The sequence below is a fragment of the Sphingomonas sp. P4_D12 genome (assembly GCF_056401895.1).
In genome coordinates this window covers 636,337-653,802 of the sequence record NZ_JBFUIL010000002.1, presented here as the reverse complement: position 1 = coordinate 653,802, position 17,466 = coordinate 636,337, and the positions used below count along the sequence as shown (strand labels likewise).

Here is a 17,466-nt window from a genome sequence, read left to right as displayed (position 1 = left end):
CCGATCCGCCGTCAGGCGTGACCGAGCTTGCGATCCAGGGCGGCGATAAGGGCCGTGGCAATCGGATGATCCGAACGCGGGTTCTGGCCGGTGATCAGCTCGCGATCTTCGATGACATAGGGCTCGAAGTCCGGCCCGGTATCGACGATGGCGCCCGCCAGGCCGAGCGCGTACGGCATGTCGAAATAGATCTTGGCGTGGAGGATCGTGTCCTCGATCACTTTCTCCTCGCTCTTCTGAAAGACCGTCATCCGGTAGCCGGCATATTGCCAGTCCCGGGCCCATTCCTTGGCCTTCTCCGGATCGCCGGCGATCAGCGCGGCGCGGAACTCGCGTGCATAGGGCATGGCCGCACTCGACGAGATCGGTCCGTGGCACAGCATCGCGGTCGGCTTCTGATGCTCCTGGAAGTGACGCAGGATTTCGCCGACCTCCTGGTCTTGCATCAGGTCGACGATCGGTGCCTGGCCGCCGGGAATGAAGACCCCATCATAGCTGTCCAGGCCCTCGTCGAGGATCGAACGCAGCGTGCGCCCCTGCATCGACGGGTCAGTGGCGTAAAAGACCTTGGCGTGCTCATAAGCGTGCACGTCGCCACCGAAATGCGCCGGCGCATCCGAGGCCTTGTCGATCGTCGGCGGCGCGCCATTCGGCGTGGCGAGCACGACCTCATAGCCGGCATCGATGAGCGCCATCACCGGCACGACCGTTTCATTGAGATACTGGCCGGTAGCGCCCCAATAGCCACCCCTGGTCTCGATGCGCGTTGCATTCGAGCCGATGACGACGACCTTTCCTTTACTCACGACGCCCTCCGTTGCGGTGATCTGCGGAAGCTGCAGCCACGCATCTGATACGCTCGCGGCGTCGGTCTCGGTCGTGAATTGCGGTAAGTTTGGGTTAAGCGAAAACGTGGCCCCACAACATGGCCGGGCTGGACGCGCCCGAGATCAATCGCCCGGCGATCGGACTCTGTCCGAAATTGACCCTCGCTTACTTCTCCGGCCCCGCCGACCGGCAATAGCGTCGGCGTCGAGCCAAGCCTGACCGCGTTTTACCGCGTTTAACCCCGCCGGCGCGGCGTACTGGTCTAGGCAGCGTTCCGCCGAGAAGGTGCTTCGCAACGAGGACCGGCTGTAGGGCGAGAACCGAGATGACCAGCAATGTGAAGACCGTGGGCATCTTGACGGCGCATCCGGGCAAGGAAGCCGAATTGCGCAGCCTGGTTGAAGGGTTGATCGGGCCCAGCCGGTCGGAACCGGGCAATCTGCGCTACGACCTTTGGACCGATCCGTCCCAGCCCGGCCTCTTCGTGATCGACGAACTCTATGTCGATGCTGATGCAGCCGCGGCGCATCAGGCGTCTCCGCATTTTCAGCACTACCGCGCAAATATCGGCGCGCTGGCCGAGCGCCGGGCCTTGAGCCTTCAGGCGGTCGCGGTTGCCTGAGGCGGAGGGCGGAAATTCGAGACGATCGGCAGGAAGATCAATCGAAAGGAACGAACAATGCCTACGATCACGACCAAAGACGGCGTCAACATCTACTACAAGGATTGGGGATCGGGTCAGCCGATCGTGTTCAGCCATGGCTGGCCGCTGACGGCGGACGACTGGGACGCCCAGATGATGTTCTTCCTGCAGCATGGCTATCGGGTGATCGCCCACGACCGGCGCGGCCATGGCCGGTCCGACCAGCCCAGCACAGGTAACGACATGGACCATTGGGTCGCCGACCTGGCGGCGCTGACCGAACATCTCGACCTGCGCGACGCGATCCATATCGGACATTCGACCGGTGGCGGTGAGGTCGCTCGCTATGTCGCTCGTCACCAGGAACGCGTCGCGAAGGCGGTGCTGGTCGCGTCCCTGACGCCGAATATGTATCGGAGCGAGGACAACCCGGCGGGTCAGCCGCCGGAGTGGTTCAAAACGATCAAGGCCGGCATGCTGGCTAATCGCGCCGAGTTCTTCCGTTTCGTTCCCGAGAACCCGTTCTATGGCTACAACCTCGATGGGGCGAAGCCTTCGGAGGCGGTCATCGCGAACTGGTGGCGCCAGGGCATGTCCGGCGGTGCCTTCGCTCACTACGTCACCGTCGACTCCTGGCTGGAAGATTATACCGACGACCTCAAGCAGATCACCGTGCCGGTGCTGGTGATGCATGGCGAGGCCGACCAAGTGGTCCCGTTCGCAAGCTCGGTGCCGCGTGCGGTCGACCTGCTCAAGAACGGGTCGCTGAAGACCTATCCCGGCTACCCCCATGGCATGCTGACCACGCATGCGGATGTGCTCAACCCCGACCTGCTCGCGTTCATCAGGTCTTGACGACATCTCCCATCCATCATCGCCTACGACCGAGATTTTGGGGATTTAAACTGAGGAGGGTTCGGGTTTTCGCGTTGTGACGAAGGAACCAACACGAAGCTCAAACCCTCCTTGAAATTCGTACGCATTTGATGAGAACCAGGCCCTCCTCCGCCCCAGCGTGACACTGCGTCCGCTTTGGGTGAAATATGGGGCATGCCATCCGCTGGGAAATACCTCCTGTTGGGGATGCTTGCGCCCGTCCTTGCAAGCCTGTGCGACGCGCGCGCGGCGGACGGGCAGCGCAGCCTGCAACAATTGCAGCATACCGCCTGGACCTCGAGAGAAGGAGCTCCGCCGGAGATCTGGGCTCTCGCCCAGACGAACGACGGTTACCTTTGGCTGGGCACGGGGGGCGGACTCTACCGGTTCGACGGAGCGAGTTTCGAGAAGTTCCAACCCCTCAAAGGGGAGAGCCTTCCGTCGCTCAACGTCAATTCCCTGGTTGCCACCCGCTCCGGTGACCTTTGGATTGGCTTTGCATCCGGTGCCTTGGCAAGACTCCGCGCGGGCCACCTCAGCACGTTCGACCTGGGCCTGCCGCCGGTCCCCGTGTTGGAGCTGTCCGAGGACCGCGCAGGCGGCGTCTGGGCGGCGCTGGGCGAGGATGACGGAGGCGGAGTCGCGCGCTTTCGTCAGGGTCGATGGGAGATTTTCGGTCCTTCTCGCGGGGTAGCTGCAGGCGCCGCAACCAGCGTCCTGGGCGCGGCCGACGGGTCGGTCTGGGTCGCGGCCGGTGGCCAACTCGAGGTGCTGCGTCCAGGTGCCGATCGATTTTCGCGCGTCGCCGCCTCAGCCGGGAACAGACCAAAGCTGAAGCAATCGCCGGATGGAGCGATATGGCTCACCACCGGTGCCCGGCCCGGTCTTCAGCGCATCATGGCATCGGCTGGCCAATCCACGACGATTTGGATCGTGCCGCCGATAACGCCCAATCCCCGAGCACAGAGCCTACTTTTCGATCGGCACGGTAGCCTCTGGGGAACCTATGGGAGTGGCGGCTTCTTCCGTCTCGGCGGCGCCGGCTCGAGAGGTGGCGTGCTCGATGCTCATACCAAGACGGAGCGGTTCGGCCCGGAGCGTGGCCTAACCTCCAACCTCGCCAATCCGATCCTGCAGGACCGTGAAGGCAATGTCTGGGTGGGGACCAACCTCGGCCTCGACCAGTTTCGCGAGACGAGCGCGGTCGTGGCCACCGGGCTTCCTATGGATTCGCGCGACGGTTTCCGGATAGCGGCAGGTCCTGCGGGCTCGATGTACGTGACGTCGAACGACGCTCTCTTCAAAGCAAGTTCGGAGCATGCCGCCCAAAAGCTGGTCCGCCTGCCACGGCGGCCATTGATATTACATACGGATGCTCTGTCGCGCACCTGGATCGGCACGGACCGAACGCTGGGCGTTCTGTCGGGCGCCACGGTACGGGATGTGCCGCTGCCCTGGGCGAGGAGCAGGCCGTTTGCTCTCCTCGAAATGGCCGCGGGGCGGATCTGCGTTTCGTCCGTAGAAGGAGCGTTCTGTCGGATAGGCCATGGCTGGAGGGCTGAGCCACGCCTCGCCACCCCAGGCATTCTGCCGATGCAGATGCTCCGCGACGGGGTCGGGCGGATATGGATCGCGGAAGGCGACCGCATCGAGATGGTCGATGGCTCCGCCCGTCGTGTGTTCTCCGCGCGCCACGATCTTGCGCTTGGCACCGTCGTGGTGATGGCCGTCCGGGGACGGCATGTCTATGCCGGCGGCGACTTCGGGTTGGCGCGGTTCGACGGCCGGCGCTTCATCACCCTCAGGTCGGACGTGCACCCGTATTTGAGCCGGACAGCCGGGATCGTCGAAACGTCCGAAGGCGACCTCTGGCTCAACGCCGTCGCCGGCGTGGTCAAGATCGAGCGCGCCGACCTGGACGATGCGTTCGCGCATATCGACCGCCCGCTGAAGGCGCGCGTGTTCGATCGCGACGACGGGATGCCCGGCGTGGCGCAGCAGGATTCCTCGTCGCAAACGGCGATGGAGGCCTCCGACGGGCGTCTCTGGTTCGTGACGAGGCTCGGCATTGCCTGCATCGACCCCAAGCGGCTGTCCTTCAATTCGCTCGCACCGCCAGTGATCATCAAGTCCCTGGTTTCGGGGGGGCGGACCTATGCAGCTGCTACGCCCGTTCAGTTGCCCAAGGGCACATCCAATCTGCAGATCGAGTATACCGCGCCTAGCCTGTCCGTGCCGTCGCGCGTGCGGTTCCGTTACCAGTTGGAGGGCGTGGACGACGATTGGGTCGACCCGGGCACCCGCCGCGAGGCCTTCTACACCGGACTCAAGCCGGGCAGCTACAGGTTCCGCCTGATGGCTGCGAACGATGACGGCGTATGGAATCGACGGGGCGCGACGCTGGAGTTCGAAATCCCGCCGACTTTCTTCCAGAGCTGGCCGTTCTACCTGCTGTGGGTGGTGCTGGTGCTGGCGCTGCTGTGGCTGGCCTATTCGCTGCGATTACGCGCCGTCGCCGAGCGTATCCGGGCGAGGATGATCGAGCGGCTGGACGAGCGCGATCGCATCGCGCGCGAGCTGCACGATACCCTGCTGCAGAGCGTGCAAGGGCTGATCATGCGCTTCAGCAACATCGCGCAGGACATAGCCGCGATCCAGCCGGCGCACCGCGACATGCTGGACGCGCTGGACAGTGCGGACGCCGTCGTGGTCGAAGGGCGCGACCGCATTCACGAGTTGCGCCGATGGAGCGGGGCCCAGAGCTTGTCCGAGGTCATTACCCGCACCGCCGAGCGGCTCCTGTTGCCGGACAAGATCGAGATTCGCGTAAGCGTCGAGGGGCCGCAACGGGAGATCTATCCCGCCATTGCCGACGAATTGCTGCGGATCACGGATGAGGCATTGTTCAACGTCTCCCGCCACGCGCACGCGCGCAAAGTCTCGATCACGGTTGCTTACGGCATCGAAGCACTGGTCTTGCGCATCGTCGACGACGGCATCGGTATCGCGCCGGAGATCGTCGCCCAGGGCAGCGTCGCCGGCCATTTCGGGCTGGTAGGCATGCGCGAGCGGGCGGAGAAGATCGGCGGGCGACTGGCCATTACCACCGATCCGGCAGGCGGGACGTCGGTAGAAATGAAGGTCGCGGCCGAAATCGCCTATGCCGACAGACCCCGGTGGACATGGCTGGCCTGGTGGCGTCGGTCCGCGGTGAAGCGCCATCACAAAGGGCGTGGAGCGTGATGACGCGAGGCGGCATGCGGTTGTTCATCTCCGTGAAGCGGGGTTAATTCTGGTAGTGTGACGGCCCAGGGCGGGTGCTGGCTGTCGACGCGCGGGAGGCGAAGGCGCTAAGTCCAGGATACGTTAGTCGAAGTGACGGTCGGGGGCCGGCATTGCCCATGCCGACACATCACGCCCCGATCCGGCTAGCCTGGCGGCGTTGGTTCGCGAGGGAACGCAGCGATGGATGACTCAGTGACCGCCAATCCCATCCGCGTGATGATCGTGGACGATCACCCGATGTTGCGCGACGGAGTCGTCGGGTCGATCACGCGGCAGCCGGATATGGTCGTGGTCGCGGAGGCGGGTGACGGCGCCGCCGCGATCGCCGCGATCGCGGCCGCCAAGCCCGACGTGGTGCTGATGGACCTGCAAATGCCCGGCATCGACGGAGTCGAGGCGATCCAGACGATCCGTCGAGACTATCCGCAGGTGCGTATCCTGGTGCTGACGACCTATGTCGGCGACGCGAAAGCATTGCGGGCGCTCAAGGCGGGGGCCAACGGCTATTTGCTCAAGAGCGCGATGCGAACCGACCTGATCGACGCGATCCGCGCCGTACATGGCGGCGGACGCCATATCCCTCCGGAGGTCGCGACGCAGATCGCGGTGCATGCGATCGGCGACGCCCTGACCGAGCGCGAAATCGAGATTCTGTCGCTGGTGGCCGCCGGCAATCCGAACAAGCGGATCGCCTGGAGGCTCGGCGTTTCGGAGGATACGGTAAAGGCGCATCTCAAGCGCATCTTCGCCAAGCTCGGGGTCGCAGACCGAACGCATGCGGTGACGGTTGCCGCAAAGCGAGGGATCATCGAACTCTAGCCATTCCATTGACGGTTATCGACCGGCAGCGATTTCGACTGGCCGAAGACCTTCGTGCGCCAGACATGTGCCGTCACCCAAATGGGTATTCTGGCGCCTACCCGGTTTGGGCCATGGACCGATGTTGGAACCGAAGCTTATCCTGCCGCTATCGGATAGGGCGCCACTGTCGAACGCATTCCAGTAATGGGCCAGATGCCGATCGGTCAGCCATGCGCCAAGCCCCGAGGAGTGTCGAAATGCCGACGACTGCCGCTTCCGAAGCTCTTCCCGGGATGACCCGTTCGCCGGAATACGCATCCGATTTCGACCACGCCGGGCCGGAGCAACGCTGCTTTGCATTCGGCCCGTTTCTTCTGAGGCCGGAACAGCAGTTGCTGCTGAAGCGGAAGGCGCGGGTCAAGATCGGGGGGCGCGCCCTCGACATCCTAACGGCCCTCGTCGAGAAACCGGGCGAACTGGTGGACAAGCGCACGCTGATCTCGCGGGTCTGGCCGAACATCTACGTCGAAGAGACCAATCTCAAGGTCAATGTGGCCGGCCTGCGGCGAGCCCTAGAGGACGATCCTTGCGTGCCGCGGTTTATCGCGACCGTCGTCGGTAGAGGCTATCGCTTCATCGCGCCGGTGCGTGCGACTGGATCGCCCGGACCGGCTTGGGGCCGCCACCGCCCGGATGAGGTGCCCAGCCTGGTCGAGTTACTCGACACCATCAATGCCCTGCGGCACCATCTCGCGGAAATCTCGTCGGCCGGAGGATGAAAGAGGCGGCATTCGCGCGAGGGGAGCAATATTCGGGCGGCTGCCGCAACCCGACCGCCGCAGCGAAATGGAGCGAAACCATGTCTCTCAAGCAGATCCTTCCGAGCCGGCTCGGTTTCGGCGCCGCACCACTCGGCAACATGTTCCGCGACATCCCGGAAGACGAAGCGCTCGCGACCGTGGATGCGGCGTGGAACGACGGCATCCGCTATTTCGACAATGCGCCCTTCTACGGCGCGGGACTGGCCGAGATCCGCATGGGCGAGGCGCTCGCGGCGCGTCCACGCGACGACTATGTCATCAGCACCAAGGTCGGTCGCATCATCCTCGACGAGGTCGAGGACGTCAGCGCGCGCGATCTCGGCGAGAAGGGCGACGTGTTCAAATATGGTCGCCCCAACCGCATCGTGAACGATTATTCGGAAGATGCGACGCTGCGATCGATCGAGGATAGCCTGAAGCGCCTCAAGACCGACCGTATCGAGATCGTCTGGGTCCATGACGTGGCGCAGGATTTCTATGGCGACGAATGGCTGTCGATGTTCGAAAGTGCGCGCAAGGGCGCGTTCAAGGCACTCGACCGGTTGCGCGGCGAAGGGGTGATCAAGGCCTGGGGGCTCGGCGTGAACAGGGTCGAGCCGATCGAGCTGCTGCTCGACCTCGACGGGCCGCGCCCGGACGGCTCGCTGCTCGCCGGCCGCTACACGTTGCTCGACCATGATCGCGCGCTCCAGCGGCTGATGCCCAGGGCCGAGGCGCGCGGCCTGGGTATCGTCGTCGGCGGCCCGTACAGTTCGGGTGCGCTCGTCGGCGGGCCGAACTTCGAATATGCGCCGGCGACGCCCGCGATCCTCGACAAGGTCGCGCGGATCAAGGCGATCGCCGATCGATACGGCATCAGCATGAAGGCGGCGGGCCTGCAATTCTCGCTTGCCCATCCGGCGGTCGCGGCCGTGATTCCCGGGGCCAGCCGCCCGAGCCGCATCGCCGAGGACAGCGCCGCGCTGAACGAGATTGTGCCCGCGGACTTCTGGATAGAGTTGCGCCGTGCGGGGCTCATCAACCCGGAGGCGCCCATTCCAGGCGACGCCTGACGGGGCGGCCGCGGAGATCCGGTGCAGCGCATGCGCGGGGGTGACGGGATTAGTGCAGGATCATCGCGGCCAGGCCGCCCGCTAGTCCCGCGATCATCGCCGCGCGCACCAGATGCGGGGCGAAGCTCAGGCCGAGCAGGATCGCGCCGCAGGCCAGTGGCAGCAAGCCGAACCAGGTCACGATATCGGTCGGCTGACGCCCCGCTACGGCGAGCCCCAGCGATAGCGCCACAAGCGACCAGCCGGCGATCACCGTCGCGCGGGGTGAGGCGATGCTGCGCCAGCCGCCGAGCAGGACGCCGCGATGCGGCTGCATCGAGGCGGCGAGCAGATAGAGGCCGAGGAATTCGATCATCGCGAAGGTCATGCGATTGCCCTCGCCCGCGCCGGCCGGCGGAGGTCGGCGCGCTTGCGCGTGACGGACCGCATGCAGGCCAGTGCGGCCAGCGCGACGGCGATGAGCAGTGCATCGGCCAGGGGCAACACGGCGTCGCCTCGGGCCAACGCCTGCGACAGATAGGATAGCCCGCCGCCGACGACCGGCGCGGCGAGACAGAGCAGCGCGAGGACTCCCAGTAGCAGCGACCACCCCAGACGCGGCGGCGCGGCAAGCGCGACGAGCAGCGCGACACCGGCGGCATCGAGCGCGACCGTCACTTCCAGTTGCGCGCGATCGGCAAGCCCCGGCGGCAACAACCGGTTGGTGCAGAGATAGGCGGCGAAACCGATCGGCACCCCGACGAGGATCCCGACATTGAGCCGCTCGACGACGCGGTTCGCCAGCGACAAGGGGGCGCGCTCGCGGCGTTTGACTACCCACAGGATCATCCCGCTCGCCACCGCCAGGGTCAGCATCGCGCCGCCGAGGAAATAGAGCCAGCGCAGCACGCCATTCGCGAACCGCCCCATGTGCAGGCCATAGATCACCGCATAGGTGCCGACCGCCGGCCGCGTCTCGGCCCAGGCACCGATCACCCGCCCGCTCGGCCCGTCGAAACTGATCTCTGCCGTGGTCGCGCCGATCTGCGCGGCATCGCTGCGATAGACGGTGACGACCGACGCGGCATCGGCGGGATTGGCGACCGACACGCGAGAGAATGGCGCGCCGCCGAACCGCCGCTCGGCCTCGCGCAGCATCGGCGCGATCGGCGCCAGCGTCGCGGGACGTCCCGCCGCCGGCCGGTCGACCGCGCCCGGGGTGAGGTCGTGAAACGCCGCGGCCAGATCGTTGCCGTAATTGGCGACGATCCCCCAGGGCATGTTCAATGACGCGAGCGTGACCAGCCCGCTGAAGGTGATCATCAGGTGGAACGGCATGGCCAGCACGCCCAGCGCATTGTGCCCGTCGAGCCACGACCTCTGTCCTTTTCGCGGGCGAAAGGTGAAGAAGTCGCGGAAGATGCGGCGATGCGCGATGATCCCGGTGACGAGCGCCGTCAGCATCGTCAGTGCGGCGATCGACGCCAGCCAGCGCCCCCAGGGATAAGGCAGTTCGAGCTCGAAATGCAGCCGGTAGAAGAATTCCCCGCCCAACGTCTCGCGCGCGACCGGCGCGCCGCTGACCGGGTCGAGCGCACGCGCGACATAGTCGCCGCCGCTGTCATAGGTCGCCTCGACAGTGTTGGCGCGATCGTCGGGCGCGGTCAGGTACCAGCCGGCCGACTTGGGTGCGTTTGCCGCCAGCCAGTGGGTCGCCGCATTGATCGCCTCGACCCGCCCCGCGCTGGCGGTCGCTTCGGGGCGCATCCAGCGGCTGATCTCGGGCTTGAACACGCTCATCGTGCCGGCTAGGCACATCACGAACAGCACCCAGCCGAGCGCCAGCCCGGTCCAGCCGTGCAGCCAGGCCATGACCTGCCGCACCCCCTCGCGGATCGCGCTCATCGCGCCGGCGGTCCGATCATCCAGGCCAGCGCGCCGAACAATGCGACGAGCGCGACCATTCCGCCCCAGGCCCGCCACGGCCCGCGCGCGAGGAACGCCCAGATCGCGACCGCGGGCACCGCCAGATAGGCGCACAAGGTCCCGGCGATCACGCCGTCGATCCGCCCGCTTGCACCCAGCCGCGCGACCGCCATCGCCAGGCACGATGCGACGCCATAAGCGCCCAAACTCCCGGCAAGCACACGCGCGGCGACGTTGCCGCGATAGCGCCAGCCGCGCCGATCGACCGCGCGCGCCGCCATCAGAAATCGAGCCCGATCGTCACCGCCACGCTGCGCGGCGCGGCATAATAGGCCTGGCCCCACATCAGGCTGGCGAGATATTTGGTATCGGTGACGTTGCGCACATTGACCGTCGCGCGGACGTGATCGAGCAGCCGGATACCCGCCATCAGGTCGAGCACCGCATAACTGTCCTGGCGCAGCAGGACGTCGCCGGTGACCACGCCCATCGCCTGCACCGTGGCATCGGCGTAGCGGATCGCATTCTGCCAGCGCAGCTGCGCGCCGAGCTTGAGGTCGTTGAGCCGCGGCATCGTGTAGGTGGTCGACAGCTTGAGCGACCTGGTCGGCAGGAAAGTGCGGGTCGGGTTGCCGGCCTGATCCTCGATCTCCAGCCCGGTATAGCCGCCGCTCACGCGCCAATTGTCGGTGACCTTGCCGGCAATCTCGATCTCGAACCCGCGCGAGGTCGTGTCGACGCCGGCGTAGCAGGTCCCGCCGACCGGCCCGTTGACGCACGGCCCGTTGGGATCGCCGAACGCACCGATCGCCGAGGCCAGCCCCTTCTGCTTCGCGCGGAACAGCGACGCGGTGGCGTAGAGCTTGCCGCCGAACCACTCGCTCTTGATCCCGCCTTCGATGCTGCTGCCGCGCGCCGGATCGAGCTTGCGGTTGTCGATGTCGACTTCGACCTGCGGATTGAAGATGTCGGTATAGCTCGCATAGAGCGAGACGTTGCCGGTCAGGTCATAGACCGCGCCGGCATAGGGGCTGACCGCATGCGCGTCGCGCGACTGGTCGGTGCCGTAGGAAGTGCCGGTCGATTTGAGCCACATCGCGCTGGCGCCGACCACCGCCTTGAACCGATCGGTGATGTTGAGGTGCGCGGCGCCATAAGCGCGGGTCAGCCGGTCGGTATAATCGGCGGCGAGATAGGCGCCCGGATAGCTCGGCTCGGGGACGATCGTCTTGCCCCAGTCGCCGACCGCCGGAAAGGCGATGACGTCGGTCGAGAAATTCTCCCACTCGCGGCCATGCGAGCGCGCGGTCGAGACGCCGAACGCCAATTGGTGCTGGCGCCCGAACAGCGTGAACGGGCCCGAGGCGTAGAAATCGCCGAGATATTGGTCGTAGGTCGAGGGATAGATGCCCGACATGCCCGCGACGCCCAGCCCGGTCGCGCGGTCGGGGAAATTATAGGCGTAGAGCAGCTTCGCTTCTTCCTCGAAGCGCTTGTAGGTGAACACGCCTTTGGCCGACCAGCCGCCGCCCAGATCATAGGCAAGCTCGCCGAACGCGCTCTGATCGGTGACGTTCCAATAGGTCCAGGGCGCCGAGGTCGAGGCCGAGACCGGATAATCGATCCGCGTCCCGTCGCTATAGGTCAGCGGCAACGCGCCCCACATCACGCCGTCGGCATGGTTTTCCTGACGCGTATAGCCGGCGGTCGCGGTCAGGCGCGGCGTGACTTTCCACGAGACGATGCCGCCATAGACGTTGCGGTTGACGTGGTTGAAGTCGAGCCAGGAATCGCGATTGTCGTGCGCATAGATCAATCGCGCGGCGACATTGCCCGAAGAGTCGAGCGGCCCCGACACGTCGCCTTCGAAGCGCAGCTGGTTCCACGACCCCGCCATGACCGAGGCCGAGGCCTGGAAGTCCTCGGTCGGCCGCTTGCGCACGTAATTGATCGTCGCCGACGGGTTGCCGATCCCGGTCATGATCGCATTGGCGCCGCGCACCGTCTCGACCCGGTCCCACAATGCCGTGTCGAGCGCGCCGAATTGCAGCCCCCACAGCAAGGGCATGCCGATCCCGTCGACCTGGAAATTGGTGATGTCGAAGCCGCGCGCGTTGAAATAGGTGCGGTCGGTCTCGACCCGCTCGACATTGATCCCGACCGCCTGGTCGAGCAGGTCGTTGATGTTGGTCAGCGCGAAATCGTCGATCCGGCTGCGGTCGATGATGGTCACCGATTGCGGCGTCTCGCGCAGCGTCAGCGGCAGCCCGGTCGACGACGCGCTTTGATTCGCCGCCAGCGTACCGGTGATGACGATCTCCGCCTTCGCCTGATCGTCGGTTTCGTCCTCCGGCCCGGCAGCCCAGGCCGGATGGCTCCACGCCAGCGCCAACACGGCAGAGAGAGCGAGGTGCCTGCGGGCAATGGTCATCGACGAGCCTTCCATGATGCGTTCGGGAAGCGCGGCTCGTATGATTGTCGCTATTGCGAGTCAATGTCATTATCAATAAATTGGCTAGCCGCACGTCAACGGCTCTGGTGGCGACAGTGCCGACAGGTAGCGTAACTCGCGATTGGTTTTGCCGGTCAATTGCAGTCGCTTAGGAGACCGCAGAAAATAATCGGGACGGGCAGCTTTGTTTAACGCCTAGCTCTGCGTCGATTGCCGAACAACCGGTTCTCGGTTCTGCAGCGCCGGAAGCAGACGCTTCCCGCGCATCGCTTAGGGAGAGGCGCCACCTTATGTTAAGATTGGAGATCTGAATACAGCGCGGCCAACTCCCGCGGTATAAGTCGGACACGCTTTAGCGACCGAACCAATCTGGGCGGACTGATCAGTTGATGACCTCCCCAGGCTCGCTGGTACATCGCTAGGAGATCATGCCCCCGATGATTAACGACCCACGCCGGAACTTCAATAACACTTCCCCGAGTGTATTCGACTTGTACCCGGGGCTCTACAATCAGGGAAGCGCTCGATGTTTGAACCTTTTCGGTAACAGCGTCAGAGATTGCCTGGAGCGCGGCCGGGGATAATAACCGCAAGAGGTGCTCATCGCCCGAGGTTACCGAGACATCGTTTATGGCAGGCGCGGTGCCGTTTTCGAGCAAGAGCCCAAAGACGTTGATCGGGTCGAGCAGATAGTTTTCAAAGCTGTATCGTCCAATCACCCTGACGCGGTTGGTCGGTTGATTGCCTAGATCTCGATCCATCACGCCTACGAACGTTGTACTCAATGGCGGGGCATCGAGCTTATCAACCCATTTCTCAACAATCGTCTTACCACCAGAGATCTTTCCGACTCCTCGCCCTACGGAGGCAGCAATGAAGACAAGAGACGGCGAGCTGCGTATGGCGCACGGGTCTTTGCTCGGCCCCGCATCAGACAGGATATCGAGCACCGCGTTGTAGAACGCGACGTCGTCCTCGTCCTCGACGAAACAGAAGCGCGTCGCCGCACTTACCGTGACAAGGCCGGCGGTCAGCACGTTGATTGTAGCCGCTCGATCCGTAACCGGCGAAACAACTGGACTGCCGCGCTCCATCTGAAACACGGCCCCCTCCGGGGCGAGCGCCACTGTTGAAGGGGAGTGCGTCGTCATTATTACGCGAACTCCATGTTTCCTGACGAGCACCTCCGATATCACATCAAGAAACTGCACCGTCATAGATGGGTGCAAGTGGGCATCGGGCTCATCTAGGAGCAAGAGTTTCGGAAAGACGCCATCCTTTGCGGAGCTGAATAACCACAACGTGAGCTGCAAAAGTACTTGCTCGCCAGAAGAGAGATCGCTCGGACGTATTTCCAACGCAGACGTCGTATCAACAAGAGAAAGTTCGTAGTAATCAGTAAACGATATTCTCGTTGGATCCGAAACAACATAGGGAAATCCGGCAACCTGCAATGACTCATTGACAATATCCCAGGGCGCTGGTCCAATTGATTTCCCGTCTTTGCCAACACCAGGTGCTCCACGCTCAATTGCCTCGGCCCTCTTTACCCTATATGCGACAAAAATAGTTGCAAGACTCGCAGAAACATCCACATCTACCAAAAGATCATCAAATTCGTTTTCAGAAAAGCTTCGCTGTCCGTTATTAGTTACAACTTCCCAATTCTGCCCTCCCAGCAATTTCTCAGCACGTCGCGCTCTAGCCATCTGCGCCGGATCGTGCTGATAGCTGTGCATTTGCCGGACTTGTTGGTAGAAACTCCGCCTCATATTCTGCATGTGTTCTATCGATGATCCGCCGCCGCTGAAGCGGCCTGTACTTGGGACGAATCCTACTTCATCGGCATCTAGAGCTAAGCCGTCTATTGCTACGTTAACTTCAAACCCGCCTTGGTTGGGGCGTGTTCCCGTTAAATAATAAGCCAAAATCTCAAGTAGCTGGGTCTTTCCCGAACCATTTCGGCCGGTTAGTATCGAAAACCCTGGAACGTCTCTCCATTGAAGCGTTTTGATAGACTTATACCCCGCAGGATTCGGCGTAATGTTGACCCCAAACCTAGATAATTCTCCCACCGGCCCACCTTTTCGGTTAATACATCAAATCAAGGATAGTGCAGCTTGGCGTGACTGAGGCGACGATGCAATCTCGACGCCACAATGAGGGAAGATGCGTGCCAGTTTAGACTGGCACAAAATAGCATGCTCGGGCGGGGGCGGCCTCGATCCTCATGATCATTTCGCCTTGGTGGTCCGGGAACGCCCAAAGCACCACGCCTCGTGGAGAGAAGCAGCGGCAAAACGGCCAGCCAGTGTCGATGTGTCGAAAGACGAACTTGGGAGATCCGTGCCGGTTTAATCAGGCACGAGACAACTTCGTCACATCGATGTGCACTAGACGATGAAGAGGCAAAGGCGAGGTGGACCTAGTGAGTGAGCCGAAGCCAGTTGCGATCCATGAGATCGCGGCAGGTTTGACGTTCGACAAAGGGCCGGAAATAGCCGTCGCGTTCGAACTGTAGCTCCGCGACTCTCCGTTTAATCATCCGTCGGATTTCTAGAAGAACAATTTCAACATCGTCGTCACCGATGCCCTTCGTCGTCACGAACACCTTTGTCGCAGCGGATTGGCCATCTACGGTTAGCAATTCGACGTTCTGTTGCAGAAAACCAAACCCCATAAAAACGAGGGTCTCGGCACCCAAAATGAGGTTCTTCGCTTGCTGACGCACCCCTGTGTCGGCTGACTGAGTGAAAGTTAGGATTTGGTCGGATATCTCAATCAGCTTGCCCTCCGAATTACCAAAAGACGAAACCACGTGTTTTTCGGCGTCCTTCTGCCATTTGAGATGGCCGACTTGCCCATAGGGATGGACGATAGTGAGCTTGTTGACCTGCTCTATCGCCACTCTTGGATCAACGTGGAAGTAGTTCATGAGCGCGTTCACAAGGAAGTGTTCGAGACAGCGGTCGTAATTGAACACCACGAATGCGACATTCTCAAAAATCCTGCCGATCTCAGCGACGGTGCGCCCGGTCACCAGCAAGCGCATGAGCGGCAAGTACCATGTCTTGAGCATATTCGGCGTGTTCGTAACCGCTAGCTCGACATCGCCACGCATGTTCGACTTTTGAGGTCGGAGATAGCTTGCCGCCTCTTTTTCTAGGATGACCGTGGCGATTGCGAGCTTGCCCAATTGGACCATTAACTCATCGTCTTGGTGAGTATGTAGCAAGTTATCGATGGAGACTGCCAGCGGAAGGGCGTATCGTAGCCGGGCAGCGGCCTTTCCGCATTCACTGTAACGCAACCCACTATTGGTAGCGCCCTTGGCACTGCAAAGGGCTCTAACCGCCCGGTCGAACTGCTCGTTTGTAAACGTATGGTCGTTCGAGTCTCGGTCGAGCACCTTCATGAGCTCGGTGCGGAGCGTATCGCCAGTAGGCAGATTCAGATCGACGCTTGCTCCCGCACCGAGCACGAAAACTGTTTTTGGACTAAACATCCCTTGCCCCAACTAACTGCAATTACGGCGACAGGCTTACGGCGACAGGTGCAACAATACCGAATTATTATTTAGGTATTTATGCACATGTCACCGCAAATTTAAACAGATGCAAGCGGGGACTATTTGCAGGACCGTTCGTTGGAGCAAGCCTTGGCCGAATGGGAGCGATTCCGGAACATCCTGGCAGACGGCGGTCATATGCCGTTCGTGTCGGGATAGACTCATGTCGCGCGCCTGATAATCTCGGCTCAAGGGAGCGGGCGGATGAAAATGGCAACGATGATTATGGCTGGCGCGCTGTTGTCAGGCTGTCAGCAGCAGCCGCAGTATGCCGACAAGTCTGAAGTCGATGATCTGCGCGAGCGCGTTCGGGCATTGGAGCAAAAACAACAGCAGACTATCGACCAAGTGAAAACGAGTGAGGCCAAGGCCGCGGCCATTCCACCAGCCTCGCCAGGGTTAACTTATGAGTTAGTCGGCGCTGGTGCTATGGGGGCGTCAGGAACCAAATACCCCACGAAGGCGCGATGCGATGCGGCAAGACGCGCCATGTTGGCTGATGCCGCCGACCGAGATGCACAAGCCAGAGCGCAAGGCGCGATTTACACCAGCCCAATCGCTATATCATGCATCCCACTTTAATGATCTAAGTTGTGAGATTACGGTGACGGGTGCAACAATACCGAATTATTATTTATGTATTTATGCACATGTCACCGTAATTTGCCTGCTTAGTCGATTAGAGTCCGACCCATCCCAGGTCAGCGTGTATCTGCAGAAAGGTCTGCAACGCGTCGTGCGATTGGGCGACGAACTGCGTCCGGTGATATTGCAGATCAATGAGGCGGAATGTGCGTTGGACCAGGATGTCCGGGTCTTCCCCGTTCGCCACGTCACCGCGTTCGAACTTGCGGAACACTAGACCCGCATCGCCGGTCGGTGTGTGATGGAACGTGCAAAAGCCGTGTGCAAGCAGGTTACGAACTTCGTGATTACCGTCGAAAGCGTCGAGCACGCCGGTGATCTGGGCAGAATAGGGGGCAAGCGGCCCTTCCAGAGTCAGCATGGACCGAATCTTCGACACTCTCTTGCCCGCGCTGTGGCTGATCGTGGCCGTGAACTCGTTATATTCTGGGAAGGCACGGCATCGCTCAATAAGGTCGCCGAGAAGGAACTCTACCTGTGCGTATGAATTGCTAATCCAGCCGCGATGATGTGTACCTTCCTCAATGATGGCTATGATTTCGGCTTCGTCCATCATGATGGTGTCTTTCAGTCTTCACCAGGTCAATCGC

The 17,466-nt window shown here is 62.3% G+C and carries 15 protein-coding genes; 7 read left to right on the top strand and 8 right to left on the bottom strand.

The features are described 5' to 3' along the window. Window positions 1-11 precede the first annotated feature (11 nt). Complete coding sequence (locus tag AC1DSD_RS05660) at window positions 12-806, bottom strand: type 1 glutamine amidotransferase domain-containing protein (protein ID WP_478028935.1); 795 nt, start codon at window positions 804-806, stop codon at window positions 12-14. A gap of 347 nt (window positions 807-1,153) precedes the next feature. On the opposite strand from AC1DSD_RS05660, the gene AC1DSD_RS05655 reads away from it, so the two are divergent. The 6 genes from AC1DSD_RS05655 to AC1DSD_RS05630 all read left to right on the top strand — a co-directional run bounded on the left by AC1DSD_RS05655 (window position 1,154) and on the right by AC1DSD_RS05630 (window position 8,306). Then, the gene (locus AC1DSD_RS05655) at window positions 1,154-1,450 is read left to right on the top strand and encodes a putative quinol monooxygenase (protein WP_478028934.1); all 297 of its coding nucleotides are present in this window, start codon (window positions 1,154-1,156) and stop codon (window positions 1,448-1,450) included. A gap of 57 nt (window positions 1,451-1,507) precedes the next feature. After that, on the top strand, window positions 1,508-2,326 hold the full coding sequence (locus tag AC1DSD_RS05650) for an alpha/beta fold hydrolase (protein ID WP_478028933.1): 819 nt from the start codon (window positions 1,508-1,510) through the stop codon (window positions 2,324-2,326). A gap of 228 nt (window positions 2,327-2,554) precedes the next feature. After that, a complete protein-coding gene (locus AC1DSD_RS05645) occupies window positions 2,555-5,590 on the top strand; it encodes a sensor histidine kinase (protein WP_478029025.1) in 3,036 nt (1,011 codons plus the stop codon). A gap of 234 nt (window positions 5,591-5,824) precedes the next feature. Beyond that, window positions 5,825-6,451, top strand: coding sequence for a response regulator (locus AC1DSD_RS05640; RefSeq protein WP_478028932.1), 627 nt, complete (start codon window positions 5,825-5,827; stop codon window positions 6,449-6,451). A 239-nt stretch (window positions 6,452-6,690) separates the two neighbouring features. After that, a complete protein-coding gene (locus AC1DSD_RS05635; RefSeq protein WP_478028930.1) occupies window positions 6,691-7,212 on the top strand; it encodes a winged helix-turn-helix domain-containing protein in 522 nt (173 codons plus the stop codon). Between the two features lie 80 nt (window positions 7,213-7,292). Then, entirely contained in the window at window positions 7,293-8,306 is a 1,014-nt protein-coding gene (locus AC1DSD_RS05630; protein WP_478028928.1) for an aldo/keto reductase, read from the top strand. Window positions 8,307-8,355: 49 nt separating this feature from the next. On the opposite strand, the gene AC1DSD_RS05625 is transcribed toward AC1DSD_RS05630, so the two are convergent. The 6 genes from AC1DSD_RS05625 to AC1DSD_RS05600 form a co-directional block, all read right to left on the bottom strand. Beyond that, window positions 8,356-8,673: a DUF3325 family protein gene (locus AC1DSD_RS05625; RefSeq protein WP_478028927.1), complete on the bottom strand. Its 318-nt coding sequence runs from the start codon at window positions 8,671-8,673 to the stop codon at window positions 8,356-8,358. Further along, complete coding sequence (locus tag AC1DSD_RS05620) at window positions 8,670-10,190, bottom strand: PepSY-associated TM helix domain-containing protein (RefSeq protein ID WP_478028926.1); 1,521 nt, start codon at window positions 10,188-10,190, stop codon at window positions 8,670-8,672. The genes AC1DSD_RS05625 and AC1DSD_RS05620 overlap by 4 nt, the downstream gene beginning before the upstream one ends. Next, window positions 10,187-10,492 (bottom strand): ketohydroxyglutarate aldolase, encoded by a 306-nt coding sequence (locus tag AC1DSD_RS05615; RefSeq protein ID WP_478028925.1) that lies wholly within the window; start codon window positions 10,490-10,492, stop codon window positions 10,187-10,189. The genes AC1DSD_RS05620 and AC1DSD_RS05615 overlap by 4 nt, the downstream gene beginning before the upstream one ends. Then, window positions 10,492-12,642 (bottom strand): TonB-dependent siderophore receptor, encoded by a 2,151-nt coding sequence (locus AC1DSD_RS05610; RefSeq protein WP_478028924.1) that lies wholly within the window; start codon window positions 12,640-12,642, stop codon window positions 10,492-10,494. Before AC1DSD_RS05610 ends, AC1DSD_RS05615 begins: the two co-directional genes overlap by 1 nt. Window positions 12,643-12,956: 314 nt before the next feature. Further along, window positions 12,957-14,738, bottom strand: coding sequence for an AAA family ATPase (locus AC1DSD_RS05605; RefSeq protein WP_478028923.1), 1,782 nt, complete (start codon window positions 14,736-14,738; stop codon window positions 12,957-12,959). 350 nt (window positions 14,739-15,088) lie between these two features. Further along, window positions 15,089-16,168, bottom strand: a complete 1,080-nt coding sequence (locus AC1DSD_RS05600; protein ID WP_478028922.1) for a hypothetical protein — start codon at window positions 16,166-16,168, stop codon at window positions 15,089-15,091. Window positions 16,169-16,435: 267 nt separating this feature from the next. On the opposite strand from AC1DSD_RS05600, the gene AC1DSD_RS05595 reads away from it, so the two are divergent. Beyond that, window positions 16,436-16,813 carry a hypothetical protein gene (locus AC1DSD_RS05595; protein WP_478028921.1) on the top strand — a complete coding sequence of 126 codons (378 nt, stop codon included), beginning with the start codon at window positions 16,436-16,438 and terminating at the stop codon, window positions 16,811-16,813. 97 nt (window positions 16,814-16,910) lie between these two features. Here the strand turns inward: AC1DSD_RS05595 and AC1DSD_RS05590 are convergent, their stop codons facing one another. Then, window positions 16,911-17,432: a hypothetical protein gene (locus tag AC1DSD_RS05590; protein ID WP_478028920.1), complete on the bottom strand. Its 522-nt coding sequence runs from the start codon at window positions 17,430-17,432 to the stop codon at window positions 16,911-16,913. Window positions 17,433-17,466: the final 34 nt, after the last annotated feature.